Here is a 22,481-nt window from a genome sequence, read left to right on the forward strand (position 1 = left end):
CCGTCCCAGGCCTGGCGCTCGGCGGTCAGAGGGTGCGGAGGCGTGCGGCCTTGTCCAGCAGCACCTGCCGTTGGCGGTCGTTTCCGACGAGCGCCGCCGCTGCCGTGAACTCGGAGACCGCCTCCTCGGTCCTGCCCAGGCGTGCCAGCAACTCCCCACGGACGCTCGGGAGCAGGTGCGAGCCGCGCAGGGCGCCCTGGGCGGCCAGCTCGTCGGCGATCCGGAGCGCGCTGGCGGGGCCCGTCGCCATCGAGACCGCAGCCGCGCGGTTGAGTTCGACGACCGGGCTCGGCGCGATGCGGCCGAGGGCCTCGTAGAGGACCACGATGCGGTCCCAGTCGGTGTCGTCCGCGCTCGGGGCGACCGCGTGGCACTCGGCGATGGCCGCCTGCAGGGCGTAGGGACCGCGCCCGCGCCCGAGCGCATCCGCACGCTCCAGCGCCGCCCGGCCGCGCACGATCTGCGAACGGTTCCACCGCGTCCGGTCCTGGTCGGTGAGCAGGATCGGGGTGCCGTCGGGTCTCGTCCGCGCGGCGAATCGCGAAGCCTGCAATTCCATCAAAGCCACCAGGCCGTGCGCCTCCGGTTCGCGGGGGAGCAGCGCTGCGACAGTCCGGCCGAGGCGGAGCGCCTCGGTGGCGAGGTCGGCGCGCATCCACTCGGGCCCGGTGGTCGCCGCGTACCCCTCGGTGAAGACCAGGTAGACAACGCTGAGTACGCCCGCCAAGCGGTCCTTCCACTCGGCCGGCTCGGGGGAGGCGAACGGGATGCGCGCGGCAGAGATGGTCTTCTTCGCCCGGACGATCCGCTGCTGCACCGTCGCCACCGGCACGAAGTACATCCTGGCGATCTCCTCCGTGCTCAAACCGGCGACGATGCGCAGCGTGAGCGCGACCTGCGCCTCCCGCGAGAGGACCGGGTGGCACGCGGTGAAGACGAGGCGGAGGACGTCGTCGTCGATCGGCTCCCAGTCCGACTCGGTTGCCTCCTCCAGGGTCGCCGCCATCGCCCGGTAGCGATCGTCGAGCCGGTCCCGGCGGCGCCACTGGTCGATGGCGCGGCGCTTGGCCACCGCCGTCAGCCAGCCGCCAGGGTTGTCCGGGACGCCATCCCTCGGCCACTGCCGGAGAGCCTCGACGAGAGCCTCCTGGGCGAGATCCTCGGCCAGGCCGACGTCGCCGGTCATCTTGGCGAGCGTCGCAACGACGCGCGCCCCATCGATGCGCCAGACGGCGTCGACCCGGGCCGGGATCCCGTTCACCGGACTGCGCTCCTCGTCGTCGCGCCGGTCACGCCTTGTCGGCGGCCGCCCGCCACTCGGCCTCCTTCTGGATGTACTCGTTGTCGGCGAACGCGGCGAAGTCGCTCTCGTCGGTGACACGTCGCACCTCCAGCTTCGACCCCGGCCCCAGCGGGCAGCGGCTCGCCCACTCCGCGGCCTCCTCCTTCGAGCTGACGTCGAGGATCCAGAAGCCGTTGAACAGCTCGTGCGTCTCCCCGTAGGGTCCATCGGTGACGGCGGGCGGCGTCGTCGAGAAGTCGACGACGAAGCCGGTGGTCTCCACATCGTCGGAGAGCCCCTCACCGGCCAGCAGCACGCCGGCGGAGATGAGCTGCTCGTTGTACTGGCCCATCCGGGTGATGACCTCGTTGAAGTCCATCTCCTCGTAGGCCTCCTTGGCGGCATCCGTCGATCGCATGATCAGCATGTACTTCATGGGTGACTCCTTCAACGTCCGGGGTGCGCTTCTCGCACCCTCCTATCTTCGTGTCGAACGGCGCGCGTGGAGGTCGACACGGGTCGGGAAATTTTCTTGCGGATCAACACGCAACCGGTGACGCACGAAAGGGCCGCTCCTCAGGAGCGGCCCTTTGTGGGAATCGGGTGGGGTCAGGCGGGCTGAGCGACCTCATCGCGAGACGGCTCCGACTCGCCGCCGTGCACGGTCGCGTCGGGCTCGGCACCCTCAGCGGTCGCCTCGTCGCTGTCGTTGAACGGGTCGCCGGTGCGCGGCGCGTTGTACAGCTCCAGGTCGAGGATGCCCTCGCGCTTGGCCACGATCGTCGGCACCAGCGCCTGCCCTGCCACGTTGACCGCCGTGCGGCCCATGTCCAGGATGGCGTCGACCGCCAGGAGCAGGCCGACGCCGTCCAGCGGCAGGCCCAGTGTCGAGAGCGTCAGGGTCAGCATGACGATCGCGCCGGTCGTCCCCGCCGTTGCCGCCGAGCCGACCACGGAGACGACGATGATGAGCACGTACTGCAGGATGTTGAGGTGGAGCCCGTAGAACTGGGCCACGAAGATCGCGGCGATCGCCGGGTAGATGGCGGCGCAGCCATCCATCTTCGTGGTCGCGCCGAGCGGAGCGGCGAACGAGGCGTACGCACTCGGGACGCCGAGGTTCCGCTCCACGACCCGCTGCGTGAGCGGCAGCGTCCCGATGGACGACCGGCTGACGAAGCCGAGCTGGACGGCGGGCCACACGCCCGAGTAGTACTGGCGGATCGAAAGCCCGTTGCTGCGGACGATGATCGGGTACACGACGAAGAGGACGATGGCGAGGCCCAGGTAGATCGCGAACACGAACCAGGCGAGCGAGCCGATCGTCGTCCAGCCGTAGGTGGCGACGGCGTTGCCGATGAGGGCGAAGGTGCCGAGCGGCGCGAGGCGGATGATCCACCAGAGCACGCGCTGCACGATCTTGAGCGCCGAATCCGTGAAGGCCAGGAACGGTTCCGCCCGACGGCCCACCTTCAGCGCGGCGATGCCGATCGCGGCAGCGACGACGATCACCTGCAGCACGTTGAAGCTGACAGCGGAGGTGGCGGTCGCGACGCCATCCGCCACATCCACGTGGGTGTTCACCTGCGCGCCGACGAAGTTCGACGGCACCAGACCGAGCAGGAAGTTCCACCAGGTGGCGGTCACTCCAGGGTCGGAGGCCGCGAGTTCGCCGTGCGACGCCCGGCTGCCCGGCTGGATGACGACGCCCAGCGCGATCCCGATACTCACGGCGATGAACGCGGTGATGGCGAACCAGAGCAGGGTGCGACCGGCGAGCCGTGCGGCGTTGGAGACCCGGCGCAGGTTGCCGATGCTGGAGACGATGGCGAGGAAGACCAGGGGGACGACGGCCGCCTTCAGCAGGGAGACGTAGGACTGCCCGATCGTGTTCAGGGTCGCGGTGAGGGCGTTCGGCTGGCCGCCCGGCGCGCCCAGCTGGCGGGCGACGAGTCCGGCGACGACACCGAGGATGAGGGCGGCGGTGACCTGGACGCCAAACGAGCGGAACCAGCGCGGACGGCGGCGCGTCACCTGGCCTGGTGAGGATGTGGAGAGCGAAGTCATGCTTCCACGCTAGGTGGGCGCACGGCGTTCTCCCAGGCGGCCGGAAACATACCGCAACAGATGGAAACGGGGTCAGTTGTGGTAGGTAACCGCGGCCGTCGACACGACGAAGTCAGCGCCCCCTGGGGCGTTCACGCACGTCACCGCTCCGCCGCTGACCGAGCAGGTGATGCTCTCCAGGCGGATGCTCTTCCCTTCCGGAAGGACGGGGATCGTGCGCGCCGGCTGTGAGTACAAGTCCGGGAACAGCCAACCTGCGGCGTTGGATGTGAAAAGAATGACCGCGTGCTCCGGCATACCGTTACCGTTCTGCGGGATGACGGTGCGCCAGGTGCTCGGTGTGCAGGTCGCGAAACCGGGAGCTCCGTCGGTGGTCGGCTTGATCCCGCAGATGACATTCCCGTCAGCCGTCATGAACTCGAGGCCAGGCAGTGCAACGCCACCGTTCCCGGGGTCGATGGCGTGCGAAGCATAGCCCGCGGGGTCTACACCGTTCGGGTCAGGCGCAGGTGAGGGCTGAGCCGGCTGAGTGGGCTGCACGGGCTGCACACGCTGCGGGTCCGGGGTGGTGTTGCTGACCGCTCCGCCGTCGGCCGGCGCTGCGGCGGAAGGCGTGGGGGCGGCTGCGGTCGGAGTTGCGGAGTTGGTACTGGTTCCCGGTGTCGCCGGTGTCGCACTCGCGGGAGCACTCACGCTCGGCCGCGCAGAGACCAGCGCCACGGGCGCAGTACCGGACAGCGGCGGTGCCGAACAGCCGGAAATGGTCAGTACGATGGCCGCGGCTACGAGCAGCGTGAGCTTCTTCATGTGGTCCCCCAAGGTGTTGATGGGCGGGTGCCCTCACCTACTAATGTCCGGACGGGCCGGAATGGTTCCATAGTTGCGCGCATTCGAACGTATGTTCTAATGATCATGTGACGCGTCCGAAGCCCATCCGTTACGACAGGGACACCTGGCTGGTGATGCGCGACAATCCTGTGCTGCCGAAAGCTGTCATCCGCCGGTACACCGACAAGCGCGGTGCCGACCAGTATTTGGTGATCAGGTGGGATCTCGACCCGGCACAGCGCCGGCTCATGGCTGTATGCGAGACGTTGGAGCGCGCCGACGATCTCGTGCGGTACGACAACACGCCCAAGGATGGGTATTGGAAGGGGCCGCCGAACCCACATCCGGCTGGGTGATCGCGAGCGACGATCGAACGTCTGCCTGCACAAAGAAAAGTCCGCACGAGCTGCGGTTTCGGTCGCTTTCGCGGACCGTCCTGCAACTCGTGCGGACTTTATGCGGACTAGCGAGCCCGCGACATCTCAGAAACCGCGTGTTGCCGCGGGTTTCTGGTTAGACGCCGTAGTACAGCTCGTACTCGAACGGGTGCGGACGCTGCGCGAGCGGCTTGATCTCCTTCTCGCGCTTGTACTCGATCCAGGTCTCGATGAGCTCCGGGCTGAACACGCCGCCTGCGGTGAGGAAGTCGTGGTCGGCCTCGAGCGCGTCGAGGGCCTCGCCGAGCGATGCCGGCACCTGCGGGATGTTCTTGGCCTCCTCGGGCGGAAGCTCGTAGAGGTCCTTGTCGACCGGCTCGTGCGGCTCGATGCGGTTCTTGATTCCGTCGAGGCCGGCCATCAGCTGGGCCGCGAAGGCCAGGTACGGGTTTCCGGAGGCGTCGGGCGCGCGGAACTCGATGCGCTTCGCCTTCGGGTTGCTGCCCGTGATCGGGATGCGGATCGACGCCGAGCGGTTACCGGCCGAGTAGACCAGGTTGACCGGGGCCTCGAAGCCGGGGACCAGACGGTGGAACGAGTTCACCGTCGGGTTCGTGAAGGCGAGGACGGCCGGGGCGTGCTTCAGCAGGCCGCCGATGTACCAGCGCGCGACGTCGGAGAGGCCGCCGTAGCCCGCCTCGTCGTAGAACAGCGGCTTACCGTCGTTCCACAGCGACTGGTGCGTGTGCATCCCCGAACCGTTGTCGCCGAACAGCGGCTTCGGCATGAACGTCGCCGTCTTGCCCCACTCGTTCGCCGTGTTCTTGACGATGTACTTGAACTTGAGGATGTCGTCCGCCGCGTGCACCATCGTGTCGAAGCGGTAGTTGATCTCCGCCTGGCCGCCGGTGCCCACCTCGTGGTGCGCGCGCTCCAGGATGAGGCCGGCGTCGATCAGCTTGAGCGAGATGTCGTCGCGCAGGTCGGCCTGCTTGTCGACCGGGCTCACGGGGAAGTAGCCGCCCTTGTACGGGGTCTTGTTGCCCAGGTTGCCGCCCTCTTCGACGCGGCCCGAGTTCCAGGCGCCCTCCTCGGAGTCGACGGAGTAGAAGCTGGAGTTCTGCTTCACCTCGTAGCGCACGTCGTCGAAGATGTAGAACTCCGCCTCGGGGGCGAAGTACGCGGTGTCGGCGATGCCGGTGGAGGCGAGGTACTTCTCGGCCTTCTTGGCGACCTGGCGCGGGTCCTTCGCGTAGATCTCGCCGTTCCGCGGGTTGTAGATGTCGAACACCATGATCAGCGTGCGCTCGGCGCGGAAGGGGTCGACGTACGCCGTCGACACATCCGGGATGAGCTGCATGTCGGACTCGTGGATCGACGCGAAGCCGCGGATCGATGAGCCGTCGAACAGCTGACCGACGGAGAAGAACTCCTCGTCGACGGTCGCGGCGGGGATGTTGAAGTGCTGCTGCACACCGGGAAGGTCGGTGAAGCGGATATCAAGGAACTTGACGTCGGTGTCCTTGATGAACTTGAGCACCTCGGAAGAATCACGGAACATGCGGACGACTCCCAAATGGCTTTTGCGGGTGAGGGGCTGCACGTGCAGCCCACGGGTCAAAGGTACGGGGAGGCCGTTTCCCCGGGGTGACGCAAATGTTTCCAGCATGTTACGCGTACCCGGGTCGGGGATGAGATGGTGCGGGATGCGCCGCGCGGCGCTCGGTAGACTCGGCGGGTGCCGCAGAACCCCGCCAACCGCCCCGGAGACGTCGCCCCCAGCCGCTACCCGGGGGAGCGCCTCGGTCTGCCGGAGGCCGGTCCGCGCTCGGTCGGTCGGCTGGGTCGCCGGATCGGGGCGATCGTCGTCGACTGGGCGATCGCGTCGTTCCTGTCGTTCGCGTTCTTCCGCTATGACTCGTGGGCGACGATCGGCATCTTCGCTCTCCTGCAGATCGTCTTCATCCCCACCATCGGCGGCAGCATCGGCCACCGTATTTTCGGGATGCGTGTGGTCGCGGTCCGCGGCGGCTGGGTCGGGGTGTGGCGCCCGGGCGTGCGCACACTGCTCCTGTGCCTCGCGATCCCGGCGCTCGTCTGGGACTCGGACCAGCGCGGCTTCCACGACAAGGTCGCCGGAACCGTCCTCATCCGCGCCTGACGCGGTCCCGTCCGCGCACTTCCACGCCGTCGAGTACACAGAAACTGCACGGAATCGAGCGGATTCCGTGCAGTTCTTGTGTACTCGGCAGCTGGGGCCTGGGCGGCTCAGCGGGCTCGCTGCGCGCGGACCTTCATGGGGTCGATGCCCTTGGGGATCGGCATCTGGTTCTCGATCGACTGGAGGCGGTTGCTGATCGCCAGCACCTCGGCCTTCGTCAGCGTCGGCTTGATCTTGGCCAGCGTGCGCGGGACGCGGTGCAAGGGCACCGAGTCGGCGTCGGGTCCGACCGTGATCACGGTGACGGGAACGTTCGGAAGCACCCGGTTGACCTTGCGGCGCTCCTCGTCGACCATGCGCTTGGTCCGCGTGGCGGGGCCCTCGCTGATGAGCACGACACCGCCGCGGCCGGTCGCCCGATAGACCGCATCCTGCGTCTTGCCGTTCACGGCCACCGGCATCTCGGAGCCGCGCCAGCTCTTCTTGAGCGACGAGCGCAGCACGGCGCCCACGGCGCCCGGCTGGCCCTCGATCTGCGAGTAGGCGGCGCGCTCTGCGCGACGACCCAGGATGATGAGCGCGATCAGGACACCCGCGAGCACGCCCGCGAGGATCCACAGCACCATCGTGAAGACGTTGCCGCCGGAGAGGAACACCGCGAGCAGCACGCCGAGGATGATCGGAAGGACAGCCCCGAGGACGATGTAGAGCACCGCGCGGTTGTCGTACCGCCGGGTCATCTGGAACACCTGCCACATCTGCTTCAGACGGCCGGGCTCCTTGGTGGACTTGTCCTTTGCCATGAGTCCAAGGATACCGGTTCGGCGGGGTTTCAGATGACCCGTTCGCTACGGGGAGAGGGTGCTCAGGAGACCGCCTGCGCGAAACCGAGTGATGCGTCCGCGAGGTGCCGGAGCTCGTCCGGGACCGGCCGTCCTTTGGCCTGCATCGACTGGGCCCACAGCCGCCCCGCCCGGTAGGACGAACGCACCAGTGGGCCGGCCAGCACGCCGAGGAACCCGATCTCCTCCGCCTCCTGCTTGAGCTCTACGAACTCGTCGGGGTGCACCCAGCGCGCCACCGGCAGGTGACGCGGGCTTGGTCGCAGGTACTGCGTGATGGTGATGATGTCGGTGCCGGCGTCGTGGAGGTCGCGCAGGGCTGTGCTGACCTCGTGACGTTCCTCGCCCATCCCGAGGATGAGGTTCGACTTCGTGATCAGGCCGGCGGCGCGTCCCTGCGTGAGGACGTCGAGGGAGCGCTCGTACCGGAAGGCCGGCCGGATGCGCTTGAAGATCCGGGGCACCGTCTCCACGTTGTGCGCGAAGACTTCCGGGTTCGCCGAGAACACTTCACCCAGGTAGGCGGGGTTGCCGGAGAAGTCGGGGACGAGGATCTCGACACCGGTCCCGGGGGACTGGCGGTGGATCTCCCGGATGGTCTCCGCGTACAGCCAGGAGCCTTCATCCTCCAAGTCGTCGCGCGCGACACCGGTGACGGTGGCGTAGCGGAGGCCCATTCGCTGCACCGACTCGGCGACGCGCCGGGGCTCGTCCCGGTCGAACTCGGCCGGCTTACCGGTGTCGATCTGGCAGAAGTCGCAGCGGCGGGTGCACTGCGACCCCCCGATGAGGAAGGTCGCCTCCCGGTCCTCCCAGCACTCGTAGATGTTGGGGCAGCCGGCCTCCTGGCACACCGTGTGCAGGTCCTCCGACTTCACCAGGCTCTGCAGCTGGCGGTACTCCGGGCCCATCTTGGCTTTGGTCTTGATCCATTCGGGCTTGCGCTCGATCGGCGTCTGGGCGTTGCGGACCTCCAGGCGCAGCATCCGGCGCCCCTCGGGTACGGCGCTCACGCGACGGCCTCGGCGGCGGTGAACTCGAGGTCGAACGCGTCCATGACGAGGGGCGCGACGTCCTGCGGCGTGACGGTGCGGCCGAGCACGCGCGAGATCGTCGTGACACCGGCGTCGCGGATGCCACAGGCGACGATCTGCTCGTACGCGTCCAGGCTGTTGGAGCAGTTGAGCGCGAAGCCGTGCATGGTGACGCCCTCAGCGACACGGATGCCGATGGCGGCGATCTTCTCGTCGTTGACGGCTCCGGGATTGTGTTCAGGTCGCATCCACACGCCGGAGCGGCCCTCGATCTGCACGCCGGTGACGCCCACCCGGGCGAGCACGTCGATGAGCACCCGTTCGAGCGCGCGGACGTAGCCGACCACGTCGATGGGTTCGTGGAGGCGGAGGATCGGGTACCCCACGAGCTGCCCCGGCCCGTGCCAGGTGATCTTCCCGCCGCGGTCGACGTCGACGACGGGTGTTCCGTCGGTCGGACGTTCGTCCGGGGCGGTCCGCTTGCCCGCGGTGTACACCGGCGGGTGCTCGAGGAGGATGACGGTATCGGGCGCCCGGCCTGCGACGACAGCGGCGTGAAGTGCACGCTGCTGTTGAAGGGCCTCGAGATACGGCACGGAGTTGGCGCTTAGCCCCGTGACGTCATACGTGGTCACGGGTTCAGTCTAAGCGCGATCGGGCGATGCGTTCACAGCACAGGGAAGAGTCGGGCTCTCCACAGATTCAGCGATGGCCCGGTGCACCGTTGCGGTGTCGCCTGGAATGGATTCATGATCCGAACGACTTCCACTCGCTCCCTGTGTCCCACCTCTGTCGAGCTCCACCGCGCTGCGACGTTCCATGTTCATGCCGAAGGGTGGCGGGTCGTCGAGGTGCGCGACGCACGGCAGGGTGCCGACCCAGCGGAGGGGCCGCCCGAAGCGCGTGTCGTGGTATCCGGGAGCGGGCTGCCCGGTCCCTGCCTCCTGCGCGTCCGCGAACGACGAGGGGAGGAGCCGCGCGATGTCCGGGCTCGCCGTGACGCCGCCTCCGAGCACGTGGTCGGGGTGGTGCGGGAACTTCCGGTGCGTCGTGTACGCGGAAGGGAGTGGGATGCGGTCCTCCTCCAGCACGCCCCCGCCGGCGGGTTCGATGAGCTCCTGCGCCGCGACGGTGGCCTGCGTGGCGGTGAGGCGGCGACCGTGCTGCTGGGAGTGGCCGCCGGTCTCGCGGCGCTGCACGCGAGCGGATGGGCGCGCCCCGGATTGACCACTGGCGCGATCGTGTTCGCTGCGGACGGCTGCCCTGCGCTCGATGTGCTCGACGGGGTGGTGCCCTACGGGCCGGAGGCGGCCGTGGCGGACGCAGAGGCCTTCTATTCGTTGGCTCACAGCATCTGCCTGAAGGTGACGGACGGCTCCGGAATGACGTTGCTGTCGGCACTCGAAGCCGGCCTGCGGCAGGGGAGCTGGCCGTCGGTGGAGCAGGCCGTGCTGTCCGCGATCGGGCCCGAACCGGTCAGGCTCTGTGATCCCGCCGAGAGCCGGGAGGATCCGGCCGGCGACACGCAGTCGGTCGTCGCTCGCCGGTTGCCGAAACGGAGGCTTGGAGACCCGTGGGAGACGGCGTTGGCCTTCCTCGACGGCGATCCCGCTCGCGCGGTGGGTCAGCGGCTGGGCGCGTGGCTCAAACGCCGCCCGGCGGTGGTGGTCGCCGGGCTTGTTCCGTTGGCCGCCGGGTTGGCCCTCGTCGCCCTCCTACCGTCCCCCTCTGGCACGAGTCCGACATCGGCATCGCGGTCGCCGATGGGGTCGCCGCTGCCGGCAGCGCACCCGACGAGGAGTTCTCACGCGACAGCACCGCCGACCCCGAAGGGGGAACCATCGGTTCGCCCTGCATCCGAGGGACGCCCGCTCGTGGCCGGCGGTACACAGTCGGATGACCCCGTGGTGGCGGCCGGCGCCGTGCTCGACGCGCGACATGCGTGCTACACCGCCCGGCCGGTCGTGGAGGCGTGCCTTGAGGACGTCCTGGATGGCGAGCCCGCGTTCGTCGCACAGGAGACGCACGCATTGGAGGCTGAGGGAGCAGGTGCGACTCGGGACTACACCGGGGCCGGTCTGAGCCTCGTCGAGCGGTGGGGAGACGCGGCGCTGATCGCTGTGGTGCCGGACACGATGCGGACCCCGCACAGCGAACCGGCCTCGCTCCTGCTGGTGAGGGGCGAGGCCGGTTGGCGACTGCGGGCGGTGTTCCCGTGACGGGGTCAGAGACCGAGGTTGCCCTCGAAGTTGCCGCCCTCGAGGCGGTTCTTCACCGCGACGAGGAAGCGGGCCGCGTCGGCGCCGTCAACGATGCGGTGGTCGTACGAGAGCGCCAGATAGACGGTGGAACGGATCGCGATGGAGTCGGAACCGTCCGCGGAGACCACGACCGGCTTCTTCGCGACGATGCCCGTACCCAGGATCGCGACCTGCGGGAGGAAGACCAGCGGGGTGTCGAACAGGGCGCCGCGCGAACCGGTGTTCGTCAGCGTGAAGGTGCCACCGGCGAGCTCGTCCGGCTTCAGGCGGTTGTCGCGCGTGCGGCCCGCCAGGTCGGCGATCTGCTTCGCGAGCTCCGCGAGGTCCAGCTCGGACGCGTTGCGCACCACGGGGGTGAGCAGGCCGCGCTCGGTGTCCACGGCGATCGAAAGGTTCTCGTGGTCCGGGTACACGATGCTGTCACCGTCGACGGTGGCGTTGATGACCGGGTAGGTCTTCAGCGCCTCGGCCGCGGCCAGGGCGAAGAACGGCAGGAAGGACAGCTTGACGCCGGTCTTGGAGAGGAAGTCGCCCTTCACCCGGTCGCGGAATGCGGCCACCTTGGTGACATCGACCTCAACCACGCTGGTGAGCTGAGCGGTCGACTGCATCGAGACGACGGCGCGCTCGGCGACGACCTTGCGGAGTCGCGACATCGGCTGCGTCGTGCCGCGGAGCGGCGAGACCTCAGGCGTAGGTGCAGCGGCGGCGGGAGCCGCGGACTCGGACGCGGCCGGTGCTGCGGCCTGGAGGATGTCCTCCTTGCGGATCCGACCCCCTACTCCCGTGCCCGTGATGGTCGACAGGTCGACACCCTGCTCGTTCGCCAACTTGCGGACGATAGGGGTCACGTAGCCGGCGTTGCCGGCGTGAGCGCCCGACGAGGCCGGAGCCGGGGTGGCAGGCGCCGCCTGTGCGGGAGCCTGCTGAGCGGGAGCGGGTGCGGCCGCCGGAGCGGGTGCGGCCTGCTGGGCCGGAGCCTCCTCGACGGGGGCCGGCTGCGGAGCGGGAGCCTCCTCGACGGGGGCCGGCTGCGCCGGTGCGACCGGAGCCTGCGGCGCTTCCTGAGCAGGTGCAGGGGCGGCCTGCTCGGCCGGTGCGGCCTGGGCGGGAGCGGACTCCTCAGCGGGCGCGGCCTGTTCGGCCGGTGCGGCCTCCTCGGCCGGAGCGGCCTCTGCAGGAGCTGCCTCGGCAGCCGGAGCGGCCGGTGCCTCGGCGCCCGCGCCGGAGCCGTCGCCGATGGTCACGAGCGCGGTGCCCACCTCGACCGTCTCGTCCTCCTGCACCAGGATCGCCTCGATGACGCCGGCGACCGGCGACGGGATCTCGGTGTCAACCTTGTCGGTCGAGACTTCGAGCAGAGGCTCGTCCACCTCGACACGGTCGCCAACATTCTTCAGCCAGCGGGTGACCGTGCCTTCCGTGACGCTCTCTCCGAGCGCCGGGAGGCTGACGGATTCGCTCATGAGCTTCTCTCCTTCAAACCTGATCGTTCAGTAGCTTATTGCAGGCGGGCCCGCGAGAGGCGGACCCGCCCGGTGGTCCTAGAGGGTGTGCAGCGGCTTGCCCGCGAGGTACAGGAACGCCTCGCCGAGGGACTCGTTCTGCGTGGGGTGCGCGTGCACGAGCGGCGCGATGTCCTCCGGGTACGCCTCCCAGTTCACCACCAGCTGCGCTTCGCCGATCAGCTCGCCGACGCGGGCGCCGATCATGTGCACGCCGAGCACGGGGCCGTCATTCAGACGGACGACCTTCACGCTGCCGTTGGTGCCGATGATCTCGCTGCGCGCGTTGCCCGCGAGGCTGTAGTCGTAGCTCGAGACACTGTCGGCGCCGTACTTCTCGGCCGCCTTGGCTTCGGTGAGGCCCACCGACGCGACCTCGGGGTCGCAGTAGGTCACCTTCGGGATGTTGACGTCGGGGACGATGATCGGGTTCAGGCCCGCGATCTCCTCGGCGACGAAGATGCCCTGCTGGAAGCCGCGGTGCGCGAGCTGCAGGCCGGGGACGATGTCGCCGACGGCGTAGACGCCCGGGATGTTGGTGTGCAGGCGCTCGTCGGTGATGACGAAGCCGCGGTCCATGGTCACGCCGACCTCGTCGAAGCCGAGACCCTGGGTCAGCGGGCCGCGGCCCACGGCGACGAGGAGCAGGTCAGCGTCGACGGTGTCGCCGTTCTCGAGTGTGACGACCACGCCGCTCTCGTTCTGGGTGACGCCCTGGAAGCGGATGCCCAGGCGGTAGTCGATGCCGCGGCGGCGGAACGCGCGCTCCAGCGACTTGCTGATGGCCTCGTCCTCGTTCGGGACCAGGTGGGGGAGCGCCTCGATGATGGTGACGTCCGCACCGAACGACTTCCAGACGCTGGCGAACTCCACGCCGATGACACCGCCGCCGAGAACGGCGACCTTCTTCGGGACGAAGTCGAGCTCGAGCGCCTGCTCGCTGGTGATCACGCGGCCGCCGATCTCCAGACCGGGGAGCGAGCGCGAGTAGGAGCCAGTGGCGAGAATGACGTTCTTGCCGACGATGTTGTCCTCACCGACCTGGACGGTCGTGGGGGAGACGAGGCGGCCCTCGCCCTCGATCACCGTGATGCCGCGAGCCTTGACCAGGCCTTGCAGGCCCTTGTACTTCTTGGCGACGATTCCCTGGCGGTACTCGGTCACGCCATTGATGTCGATGCCCTGCAGCTGGGTGACGATGCCGTACTTGGACGACTCACGCGAGTAATCGGCGATCTCAGCCGCGTGGAGCAGCGCCTTCGTCGGGACGCAGCCGCGGTGCAGACACGTGCCGCCGACCTTGTCCTTCTCGATCATCCCGACGGTGAAACCGAGCTCGGCCGCACGCAGCGCTGCTGCGTAGCCTCCACTCCCACCGCCGAGCACCACAATGTCAAAGTTCTGCTCGGACACCCAGCTACTCCCTCGCGCATCAGGATCATTGACACGAAGCCACCCGGAATGGATTGCTCCGGGAGACGTGTTGATGGGCGGGTTTTCCCGCCCATACGACCCTACTACTTCCCGGAAAAGCTCTCGGCCAGGCGGATGAGCGCCCTTACGCTGACGGCGGACGGTCCCTTGCCGGTGAAGCCGTACGGCGCCGCGGGGCTCTTCGCGGGCCCAGCGATGTCGAGGTGCGCCCACGGGATGCGCGGCGCGTCGTCCTCGTCGCCTGTGCGACCGACGAACTCCTGCAGGAACACACCGGCGAGCAGAGCGCCGCCCGCAGTGTTACCCGGGTTGGCGTTCGCGATGTCCGCGACATCCGAGTTGATCGTGGCGCGCAGCTCGGCCGGGAGCGGCATCGGCCAGAGCAGCTCGCCGGTCTCCTTCGCTGCCGTGAGCAGATCATCCATCAGCTCATCCGACCCCATGAGCGCGGCGTAGCGGGTGCCCAGCGCCACCATGGCGGCGCCGGTCAGGGTCGCCACGTCGACGATCGCGTCCGGCTGCTCCTCGCTCGCGGCGACGAGGCCGTCGGCGAGCACGAGCCGGCCCTCGGCGTCCGTGTTCAGCACCTCGACGGTGCGACCGCCACGGATGCGGAGCACGTCGTTCGGGCGGATGGCAGAACCCGACGGCATGTTCTCGGCGAGGCAAAGCCAAGCGGTCACCCGCACGGGCAGAGCAAGGCGCGCGGCAGCGAGCGCGACCGCGAGGACGGTCGCAGCGCCGGTCATGTCGTACTTCATGCCGACCATTCCACCCGCAGGCTTCAGCGACAGGCCGCCGGAGTCGAAGGTGATGCCCTTGCCGACGAGGGCCAGGTGACGTTCCGCGCCCTCGGGGGCATAGGTCACCTTGACCAGCCGGGGCGGCCGGGCGGAGCCCTGGCCGACGCCCAGGATGCCGCCGAACCCGTCGGCGGCCAGCTTCTGCTCGTCCCACACCGTCACGGTCACCGGCAGGTCGGACGCGGCGGCGGTCGCGCGCTCCGCGAAGGTCTCCGGGTAGAGGTCGAGCGGTGGCATGTTGACCAGGTCCTTCACCAGGGAGGCCGCCTCGGCGACAGCGGTCGCACGGGCGACCAGCACGTCCGTATCGATGTCCGCGTCGGTGCCCCCGCCGAGCACCTCGATCGACCCCACGGGGTCCTTCGCGGCGGCGCGGCTCTTCTCGCGGTACTCCGTGAAGGCATACGCGCCGAGAGCCGCGCCCTCCAGCACCGCAGCGAGCTCCGATCCGCTCCCGGCCGGCAGGTCGAGCGCAACGGCGGCGGTCCCGGCGAGCTGGCGCACCGCACTGCCGGCGGCGTACCGCAGCGCGTCCTCTCCGCCCTCAGGGAGCCCGATCACCGCCAGTGAGGGGCCGTCGCCGTGGCCGGGGAGTCGCACCAGCTCGTCCTTGCCGCTCGAGAAGCCCACCTCGCGGAGCTGCTGCGCCAATTCGTCCCGACGATCTCCCGACAGCACGGTGACGCCATCGCGCGCGACCCGGGCGGCGACGACGACGACGTCGGCGGAGGTCGTAGGGGTAGGGGAGTCGGTCACGGTCAGCGTGGGAACGGTCATGTCTCGACCCTAACGCGGGTGTTCGCTGTGGGCGTTGCCACGGCGGAGCCTCGACGGGGGCCGTCCGGCGAGGTCCGCTCTAGAGTTGAACCATGCGTGACCCCCGCGAACTGTTCGAGCTCAATCCGGCACTGGAGGTGCCGGAGGGGCTCCCCCTGGTCGCCGGCCTGACCGGCTTCGCCGACGCGGGCTCGGGCGTGAGCCAGCTCGGCACCTACCTGCTCGGGACGCTGGACAGCGAAGTCGTCGCGACCTTCGACGCGGACATCCTTCTCGACTATCGCGCGCGCCGCCCCATCATCTACTTCGACCAGGACCACCTGACCGACTACCAGCCCGCCACCCTGAAGCTGTACCTGGCCTACGACGAGCTCCGCCAGCCGTTCCTCCTGCTCTCCGGGTTCGAGCCGGACTTCCGCTGGGAGGCGTTCACGGAGGCCGTCCTCGGCCTGATCGAGCGCTTCCGGGTGAAGAGCATCACCTGGGTGCACTCGATCCCCATGCCGGTTCCGCACACCCGCCCGATCGGCGTGACGGTGAGCGGCAACCGACAGGACCTGATCGACTCCATGTCGATCTGGAAGCCGAACACGCAGGTCCCTGCGAACGCGCTGCACCTGCTGGAGTACCGGCTGCAGCAGCTGTCGTACCCGATCGCCGGCTTCATCCTGCTCATCCCGCACTACCTGGCCGACACCGAGTACCCGGCGGCCGCGGTCGCGGCGCTCGACTCGATCAGCGCGGCGACGGGGCTGATCTTCCCGACCGACCGCCTGCGCCAGGAGGACCGCGACTTCATCGCGAACATCGACGAGCAGGTCGCCGGGAACACCGAGCTGGGCCGGCTGGTCGGCACGCTGGAGGAGCGCCACGACTCCTACATGGAGGACACGCAGCTGCGCTCGCCGCTGACCGACAGCGACGGGGAGCTTCCGAGCGCCGACGAGATCGCGGCCGAACTGGAGAACTTCCTCGCGTTCCGCCGTCACGGCGACGAGGAGAACGGGCGAGGCGACCGGTGAGCGCACACCGCGTGGGCCGGCCGACCGCTGCGGACGGCGGGAGTGCATAGCCGGGCGTAGGATCGTCCGGTGAATTCGCGTCGCTCCTGGGTCGTCTACGGGATCGGCGTCTTCGCCTACCTGATCGCCGTCATGCAGCGCACGACGATCGGTGTCGCGGGCGTCGCAGCAACCGAACGTTTCCACGTCTCGGCGTCCGTCCTCTCCACGCTTGCCGTCGTGCAGCTGATCGTCTATGCCGGGATGCAGGTGCCGGTCGGCGTCCTCATCGACCGCATCGGCTCCCGCGTTCTCATGCTCATCGGCACCGCCCTCATGGTGGTCGGGCAGGTGGCTGTGGCGTTCGCGCCGAGCATCGCGATCGCGATCGTAGGCCGCATCCTGGTCGGTGCCGGGGACGCCACCGTCTTCACCTCCCTCATGCGCCTGGTGAATTCCTGGTTCCGCGGTCGCATCGTTCCGCAGCTCTCTCAATGGATCGGGAATGTCGGCCAGCTCGGGCAGGTGCTCTCGGCCATACCCTTCGCCCTGCTCCTGCACCTGTCGGGGTGGACGGTCGCCTTCCTGTCCGCTGCGGCGCTGTCGGTCGTCGCCCTGATCGGGGTCGCGGTGGCCGTCTCCGATCGCCCGGTCGGCGCGAGCGAGGGGCCACGGCCGGCGACCTGGTCGGACTCGCTGCGGCAACTGCGGATCAGCCTGGCCCGTCCGGGCACACAGCTCGGCTTCTGGTCGCACTTCGTCACCCAGTCGTCCGGGACCGTGTTCAGCCTGATGTGGGGCATTCCGTTCCTGGTCTTCGCCATGGGGATCGAGCCGGCGGAGGCGTCCGCACTGCTCACGGTGCTGGTCGGCGCAGGCCTCATCTCCGGTCCGATCCTCGGCATCCTGACCGCGCGGTTCCCGCTCCGGCGCAGCAACCTCGTCCTGGGCATCGTGGTCATGATGGCCGCAGCGTGGACGCTCGTCCTGCTCTGGCCGGGCAAGCCGCCGCTGTGGACGGTGATCGTGCTGATCACGGCTATCGGGATCGGCGGGCCCGGGTCTCTGATCGGTTTCGACTTCGCGCGCACCTTCAACCCTCTGCACAGCCTCGGTTCGGCGAACGGCATCGTGAATGTCGGCGGTTTCCTGGCGAGTTTCGTGATGATGTTCCTCATCGGCGTCTCCCTCGACCTGCAGGCCCACGGAGCCGGCAGCGACGCCCAGCTCTACCAGCTGGACCACTTCCGCTGGGCGTTCGCCATCCAGTACGTCATCGTCGGGATCGGCGTCGGCTTCCTGGTGCGTGCGCGCCGCCGCACCCGCCGTCGTCTGCAGGAGGAAGAGGGAATAGAAGTGGCCCCGCTCTGGGTTGCACTCGTCGGAGCGTGGAGGAGGCGCGGCGGGCACGAAGCGCTGTAGCCGGCGCTGAGGGCGCTGAGGCGAATCCGGTTCCGAAATGGCCGAACGTGGTCGGGGGCTCGTGCAGAACGTGCAATAATTAGTGTCTGGACCCGTTCATGTCCCTGGGTCGGAGCATTCGACGATGCCCGACGCCACCACCAGGACTTGACTCGGGTCTTAGTAGTGTCCGCACGCAACCCTGAGCCAGGCTCGGCCGTCAGGATCCGGCCCCTCTGCTTGGTATGAAAGGTGTTCACATGGCAACCCGTGCAGCAACGAAGACCCGCGAAGCGGAGGTCGAGGTCGACGAGACCACGACCGTCGCGGCGGACGAGACGACGAAGCCCGCAGCCAAGAAGCCGGCTGCGAAGAAGACGGCCGCGAAGGGCCCGGCCAAGACGGCGGCTGCGAAGAAGCAGACCTCAGCCGCGGCCAAGGGCAGCGCGACGGACGAGGACGATGTCGAGGTCGACGACGACGCCGAGGTCGAGATCGAGGCGGAGGACGTCGCGGAGGAGACCGAAGCGACGGACGACACCGAGTCGGACGACGCGGAGGACTCCGACGGTGACGCAGCGACCGGGGGCGCCGCGCCCGCTGTCGTCGCTCCGGCCGGCGACCTTCCGCTGCCGACCGACGCGCTCGTGCTGCGCGCGGTCGACGAAGACGACGACATCCCCGTCTACTCCAGCACCATCACCGGTGCGACGGCCGACCCGGTCAAGGACTACCTGAAGCAGATCGGTAAGGTCCCCCTGCTGAACGCGGCCGAAGAGGTCGAGCTCGCCATGCGGATCGAGGCCGGACTCTTCGCCGAGGACAAGCTCGCGAACACGCCGAACCTCACCAAGGAGCTCGAGCGCGAGCTGAGGTGGGTGGCCCGCGACGGCCAGCGCGCCAAGAGCCACCTGCTCGGCGCCAACCTGCGACTCGTCGTCAGCCTCGCCAAGCGCTACACCGGTCGCGGGATGCAGTTCCTCGACCTCATTCAGGAGGGAAACCTGGGCCTCATCCGTGCCGTCGAGAAGTTCGACTACACGAAGGGCTTCAAGTTCTCCACCTACGCCACCTGGTGGATCCGTCAGGCGATCACGCGTGCGATGGCCGACCAGGCTCGCACCATCCGCATCCCGGTCCACATGGTCGAGGTCATCAACAAGCTGGCGCGCGTTCAGCGCCAGATGCTGCAGGACCTGGGCCGCGAGCCCACCCCCGAGGAGCTGTCGAAGGAACTCGACATGACCCCGGAGAAGGTCATCGAGGTGCAGAAGTACGGTCGCGAGCCCATCTCCCTGCACACCCCGCTGGGTGAAGACGGGGACAGCGAGTTCGGCGACCTGATCGAAGACACCGAGGCGGTCGTCCCGGCGGACGCGGTCGGCTTCACCATGCTGCAGAAGCAGCTGGAGAGCCTGCTCGACTCGCTCTCCGAGCGTGAGGCGGGCGTGATCCGCATGCGCTTCGGCCTCGGCGACGGAATGCCGAAGACGCTCGACCAGATCGGCGACACCTTCGGCGTGACGCGCGAGCGCATCCGTCAGATCGAGTCGAAGACGATGGCGAAGCTGCGTCACCCGTCGCGCTCGCAGTCGCTGCGCGACTACCTCGAGTAAACCGGTGCGCTACCGACTGGCGGTCATCGCCGGCCGCCTCGCCCGCTGGCTTCTGCGCCTGCGGGGAGGCGGCTCCGCGGTCCCCGGCCGTGTCGCACTGGCGATCGCTCCGAAGTTCCTGGAGCGTGCGGTCAGTCGACTTCCGCTCGGCGTGGTGTTCGTGTCCGGATCCAACGGCAAGTCCACGACCACCAACATGCTCACGGCGATCCTGCGCGAGCACGGCCTCGATGTCTTCACCAACCCGTCCGGCGGCAACCTCCCGCAGGGGATCGCCTCGGCGCTGCTCGCGGACGTCCCGCTCGACGGTTTCGTCCGCGGCGACGTCGGTGTGATCGAGGTCGACGAGGCGTACGGGGTCGACCTGGCGCGGGTACTGAAGCCGCGCGGGTCGCTGCTCCTCAACGTGCAGATCGACCAGCTCAACCGCTTCTTCGAGCCGACCAGGGTGATCGGGATGCTGCGCTCCATCGCCGAGGGCTCGTCCGAGTTCGTCGTCGTGAACGCGGACGACGACAGCCTCGCGCGCGTCGGCGCCGAGCTCACAGCGCAGGGTCGTGACGTGACGACGTTCGCTGTCGCGCCCTCCATCATCGAGTCGTCTCCGAACGGCCTTGCGAACGTGAAGGACCTGTCCGGCGCGGCCGAAGGCTCCCTTCCCGTTCCGTCGGTGTTCGTCAGCAAACTGGAAGTGCAGAGCGCGCAGCTCAGCATCGGCGGCGAGAGCGTCCGCATCGGCCTGCCTGCTCGTGGTTTGCACTACGCGGTGGATGCGGCCGGCGCCACCGCGATGGCGCGTCGCCTGCTGGGCGACCGGTTCCGGGCGAACACCGTGGTCGCCGCGATGGCGGCGCTGCGGACCGTCTACGGCCGTGGCGAGACCCTGCGGGTGGGCGACGAGGACGTCGAGATCATCATGATGAAGAACCCGCCGAGCCTTCAGCTGAATCTCGACTATCTGGCCGAGTCGCCCGAGCAGGTGTTCGTCGCGGTCGACGAAGGGACGCCCGACCCGTCCTGGATCTACGACATCGACCTGACCAAGCTCGCCAGGGTCGACGTGGTGTCCGGTACCAAGGCCTGGCAGTTCGCGACCCGGTTCGCCTACGCGGGAATCGCGGTGGATCAGGTGGTCCCCGAGTTGAAGCCCGCGCTGCAGGCCTTCCTCGCCCTCCCGAAGCCGACCCGTGGCACCAAGACGATGATCGTGAACTACGAGCAGATGATGCTCATCCGGAAGCAGCTGGGCTTCCTCGATCTGGAGGGCAGCAAGCGGTGACCGTCCTGCGCATCCTGCACCTGTACCCGGCCGAGCTCGGGATCAACGGCGATGCCGGCAATGTGCTGGCGCTGGCCGAGCGTGCGCGCTGGCGTGGCGTCGACGTGGAGGTCGTCTCTCACGCAAGCGGCGCCACGCTGCCCGCGAGTGTCGACATCGTGCACATCGGCTCCGGTCCGCTCTCCGGTCAGCGTGCCGTCCACGAGGACGTTCTGCGCATTGCTCCGCAACTGCGCGCGTGGCGCGACGCCGGTGTGCCGTTCCTCGCGATCGCGGGCGGCTGGCAGCTGCTCGGCACGGGACTGGAGACGCCGGAGGGCGACCTGCTGGCGGGTGCCGGCGTGTTCCCGACCCGCGCCGCACTGGGCGCCAAGCGTCACGTCGGCGAGATCGTCGTGCGGCTGGCGGACGGCTCGTCGGTCGCCGGCTTCGAGAACCACTCCGCGCGCACCGTGTTGGACGGCGCCGAACCGCTCGGGCGCGTCGCCAGCGGTACCGGGAATGGCGACGGGGCCGAAGGCGTGGCCCTCGGTTCGTCGATCGGAACCCACCTCCACGGCCCGGTGCTCCCGATGAACCCGGCGCTGGCCGACCGGCTGCTCGGGGCGGCGCTGCGGGGCGAGGTTCCGCCGATTCCGCAGACGGAGCGAGTGGATCGCTACGCCCACAACGCGCGCCGCGCGATCGCGGACCGACTGGGCGTCTCGCTCTAGCCTTTCGGCGCTGCGCGACCGGTCAGTTGACGTAGACGCGCGGAACGCGCGCGGCGACGCCCGTGATCATCTCGTCGGCGATCGTCTCCGCCCAGTCGGCGTACTTCTCCGCGGTCGGTTCACCGTCGGTGCCCGGTCCGAAGAGGATGGCGGTGTCGCCGACCTCGACGCGGTGAGGTCCCGCATCCACCAGCATGCTGTCGGCGGCGACCTCGATGACCGGGCAGCGCCGTCCATTGAGCTGGATCGAGGTCTTCGCGATGCCGAGTGTCGGGACGCCGTCGGCGAAGCCGATGCCAAGGCGCGCCCGAGTCGTGCCAGCGACGTGCGCCTCGATCACCGGCGCTTCCAACCGCATCGCCGGGATGAGCCCGAGTTCGGCGCCGGTCGAGTCGTCGAACGGCGAGAAGCCGTACGCCGCGATCCCGAAGCGCACGAACGAAAACCGCGCCTCCGGCATCCGGATGCCCGCGGAGCTCGCCGCCAGGTGCAGCGCCTCGAAGTGGGCGCCGAGGGATTCGGCTTCGGCGACCGCATCGCGGAACTCCTCCAGCGCTGCCTCGTCGTCCGCGATCGACGCGTCGGCCAGGTGCGACCAGGCGGCGCGGATGCGGACCACGCCGCGGCGCTCCAGGTCGAGCGCGGTCCGGACGAGGCCGGGCCATTCTTCGCGGGTCGCTCCGTTTCGGCTCAGCCCGGTGTCCACCTTGAGATGAACGACGGCGGGACGGTCGGCCCCCGCGGCTGCGATCGCCTCCAGCTGCCAGGTGGCAGAGATGCCGAGTTCGATGTCGGCCTCGATACCCGCGCGCCAGTCCGTGTCGCGGCCGTGCAGCCAGGCGAGCAGCGGAACCGTGATGCCGGCGTGCCGGAGGACGAGCCCGGCGGGGATCTCGAGGACGGCGAGCGAGGTCGCCCCGGCCTCCAGCCCCGCCTCGGCCACCGGCAGCAGCCCATGCCCGTAGGCGTCGGCTTTGACCGCCAGCATCGTCTCGGCCGGTGCGATCAGCCGTGTCAGGTGCGCCACGTTGTGGCGCACGGCTGCACGGTCGACGACGGCGCGGGGGAGCGGCTCGGCGACGGCGTCCACGATGGTCATG

20 protein-coding genes are annotated in these 22,481 nt (G+C 69.0%); 8 read left to right on the plus strand and 12 right to left on the minus strand.

Annotated features, from left to right (window positions below; translation table 11 throughout):
* Window positions 1-25: 25 nt before the first annotated feature.
* The 4 genes from AB4079_RS04450 to AB4079_RS04465 form a co-directional block, all read right to left on the minus strand.
* Window positions 26-1,261, minus strand: coding sequence for an RNA polymerase sigma factor (locus tag AB4079_RS04450; RefSeq protein ID WP_441786082.1), 1,236 nt, complete (start codon window positions 1,259-1,261; stop codon window positions 26-28).
* Window positions 1,262-1,289: 28 nt separating this feature from the next.
* On the minus strand, window positions 1,290-1,718 hold the full coding sequence (locus AB4079_RS04455; protein WP_441786083.1) for a YciI family protein: 429 nt from the start codon (window positions 1,716-1,718) through the stop codon (window positions 1,290-1,292).
* A gap of 173 nt (window positions 1,719-1,891) precedes the next feature.
* On the minus strand, window positions 1,892-3,349 hold the full coding sequence (locus AB4079_RS04460) for a dicarboxylate/amino acid:cation symporter (RefSeq protein ID WP_441786084.1): 1,458 nt from the start codon (window positions 3,347-3,349) through the stop codon (window positions 1,892-1,894).
* A 72-nt stretch (window positions 3,350-3,421) separates the two neighbouring features.
* Window positions 3,422-4,156: a hypothetical protein gene (locus AB4079_RS04465; RefSeq protein ID WP_441786085.1), complete on the minus strand. Its 735-nt coding sequence runs from the start codon at window positions 4,154-4,156 to the stop codon at window positions 3,422-3,424.
* Window positions 4,157-4,263: 107 nt separating this feature from the next.
* Between AB4079_RS04465 and AB4079_RS04470 the strand changes: the two genes are divergently transcribed.
* On the plus strand, window positions 4,264-4,533 hold the full coding sequence (locus tag AB4079_RS04470; RefSeq protein WP_441786086.1) for a hypothetical protein: 270 nt from the start codon (window positions 4,264-4,266) through the stop codon (window positions 4,531-4,533).
* 157 nt (window positions 4,534-4,690) lie between these two features.
* On the opposite strand, the gene glnA is transcribed toward AB4079_RS04470, so the two are convergent.
* Complete coding sequence (gene glnA / locus AB4079_RS04475) at window positions 4,691-6,115, minus strand: type I glutamate--ammonia ligase (RefSeq protein ID WP_441786087.1); 1,425 nt, start codon at window positions 6,113-6,115, stop codon at window positions 4,691-4,693.
* A gap of 177 nt (window positions 6,116-6,292) precedes the next feature.
* Here glnA and AB4079_RS04480 point away from each other — a divergent pair, with 177 nt between their 5' ends.
* Complete coding sequence (locus tag AB4079_RS04480) at window positions 6,293-6,715, plus strand: RDD family protein (RefSeq protein ID WP_441786088.1); 423 nt, start codon at window positions 6,293-6,295, stop codon at window positions 6,713-6,715.
* A 107-nt stretch (window positions 6,716-6,822) separates the two neighbouring features.
* On the opposite strand, the gene AB4079_RS04485 is transcribed toward AB4079_RS04480, so the two are convergent.
* The 3 genes from AB4079_RS04485 to lipB form a co-directional block, all read right to left on the minus strand.
* Window positions 6,823-7,518: a DUF4191 domain-containing protein gene (locus tag AB4079_RS04485; RefSeq protein WP_441786089.1), complete on the minus strand. Its 696-nt coding sequence runs from the start codon at window positions 7,516-7,518 to the stop codon at window positions 6,823-6,825.
* A 62-nt stretch (window positions 7,519-7,580) separates the two neighbouring features.
* On the minus strand, window positions 7,581-8,570 hold the full coding sequence (gene lipA, locus AB4079_RS04490; RefSeq protein WP_441786090.1) for a lipoyl synthase: 990 nt from the start codon (window positions 8,568-8,570) through the stop codon (window positions 7,581-7,583).
* Complete coding sequence (gene lipB / locus AB4079_RS04495) at window positions 8,567-9,226, minus strand: lipoyl(octanoyl) transferase LipB (protein WP_441786091.1); 660 nt, start codon at window positions 9,224-9,226, stop codon at window positions 8,567-8,569. The genes lipA and lipB overlap by 4 nt, the downstream gene beginning before the upstream one ends.
* Before the next feature lie 114 nt (window positions 9,227-9,340).
* On the opposite strand from lipB, the gene AB4079_RS04500 reads away from it, so the two are divergent.
* Window positions 9,341-10,810: a hypothetical protein gene (locus AB4079_RS04500; RefSeq protein ID WP_441786092.1), complete on the plus strand. Its 1,470-nt coding sequence runs from the start codon at window positions 9,341-9,343 to the stop codon at window positions 10,808-10,810.
* A 5-nt stretch (window positions 10,811-10,815) separates the two neighbouring features.
* Here AB4079_RS04500 and sucB read toward each other — a convergent pair whose 3' ends face one another.
* The 3 genes from sucB to AB4079_RS04515 form a co-directional block, all read right to left on the minus strand.
* Window positions 10,816-12,318: a 2-oxoglutarate dehydrogenase, E2 component, dihydrolipoamide succinyltransferase gene (sucB, locus tag AB4079_RS04505; protein ID WP_441786093.1), complete on the minus strand. Its 1,503-nt coding sequence runs from the start codon at window positions 12,316-12,318 to the stop codon at window positions 10,816-10,818.
* A gap of 78 nt (window positions 12,319-12,396) precedes the next feature.
* Window positions 12,397-13,770 carry a dihydrolipoyl dehydrogenase gene (lpdA, locus tag AB4079_RS04510; protein ID WP_441786094.1) on the minus strand — a complete coding sequence of 458 codons (1,374 nt, stop codon included), beginning with the start codon at window positions 13,768-13,770 and terminating at the stop codon, window positions 12,397-12,399.
* Between the two features lie 104 nt (window positions 13,771-13,874).
* Window positions 13,875-15,371, minus strand: coding sequence for a leucyl aminopeptidase (locus tag AB4079_RS04515; RefSeq protein WP_441786095.1), 1,497 nt, complete (start codon window positions 15,369-15,371; stop codon window positions 13,875-13,877).
* Between the two features lie 92 nt (window positions 15,372-15,463).
* Between AB4079_RS04515 and AB4079_RS04520 the strand changes: the two genes are divergently transcribed.
* From AB4079_RS04520 to AB4079_RS04540, 5 genes are all read left to right on the plus strand, one after another.
* A complete protein-coding gene (locus AB4079_RS04520) occupies window positions 15,464-16,393 on the plus strand; it encodes a proteasome assembly chaperone family protein (RefSeq protein WP_441786096.1) in 930 nt (309 codons plus the stop codon).
* Window positions 16,394-16,462: 69 nt separating this feature from the next.
* On the plus strand, window positions 16,463-17,794 hold the full coding sequence (locus AB4079_RS04525) for an MFS transporter (RefSeq protein WP_441786097.1): 1,332 nt from the start codon (window positions 16,463-16,465) through the stop codon (window positions 17,792-17,794).
* Window positions 17,795-18,033: 239 nt separating this feature from the next.
* Entirely contained in the window at window positions 18,034-19,389 is a 1,356-nt protein-coding gene (locus AB4079_RS04530) for an RNA polymerase sigma factor (RefSeq protein WP_441786098.1), read from the plus strand.
* A 4-nt stretch (window positions 19,390-19,393) separates the two neighbouring features.
* Complete coding sequence (locus tag AB4079_RS04535) at window positions 19,394-20,668, plus strand: MurT ligase domain-containing protein (RefSeq protein WP_441786099.1); 1,275 nt, start codon at window positions 19,394-19,396, stop codon at window positions 20,666-20,668.
* A complete protein-coding gene (locus AB4079_RS04540) occupies window positions 20,665-21,381 on the plus strand; it encodes a type 1 glutamine amidotransferase (protein WP_441786100.1) in 717 nt (238 codons plus the stop codon). Before AB4079_RS04535 ends, AB4079_RS04540 begins: the two co-directional genes overlap by 4 nt.
* 22 nt (window positions 21,382-21,403) lie before the next feature.
* Here AB4079_RS04540 and alr read toward each other — a convergent pair whose 3' ends face one another.
* Window positions 21,404-22,480 carry an alanine racemase gene (gene alr / locus AB4079_RS04545; protein ID WP_441786101.1) on the minus strand — a complete coding sequence of 359 codons (1,077 nt, stop codon included), beginning with the start codon at window positions 22,478-22,480 and terminating at the stop codon, window positions 21,404-21,406.
* Window position 22,481: the final 1 nt, after the last annotated feature.

This window comes from Leifsonia sp. 2MCAF36, assembly GCF_052115525.1.
Lineage (GTDB): Bacteria > Actinomycetota > Actinomycetes > Actinomycetales > Microbacteriaceae > Leifsonia.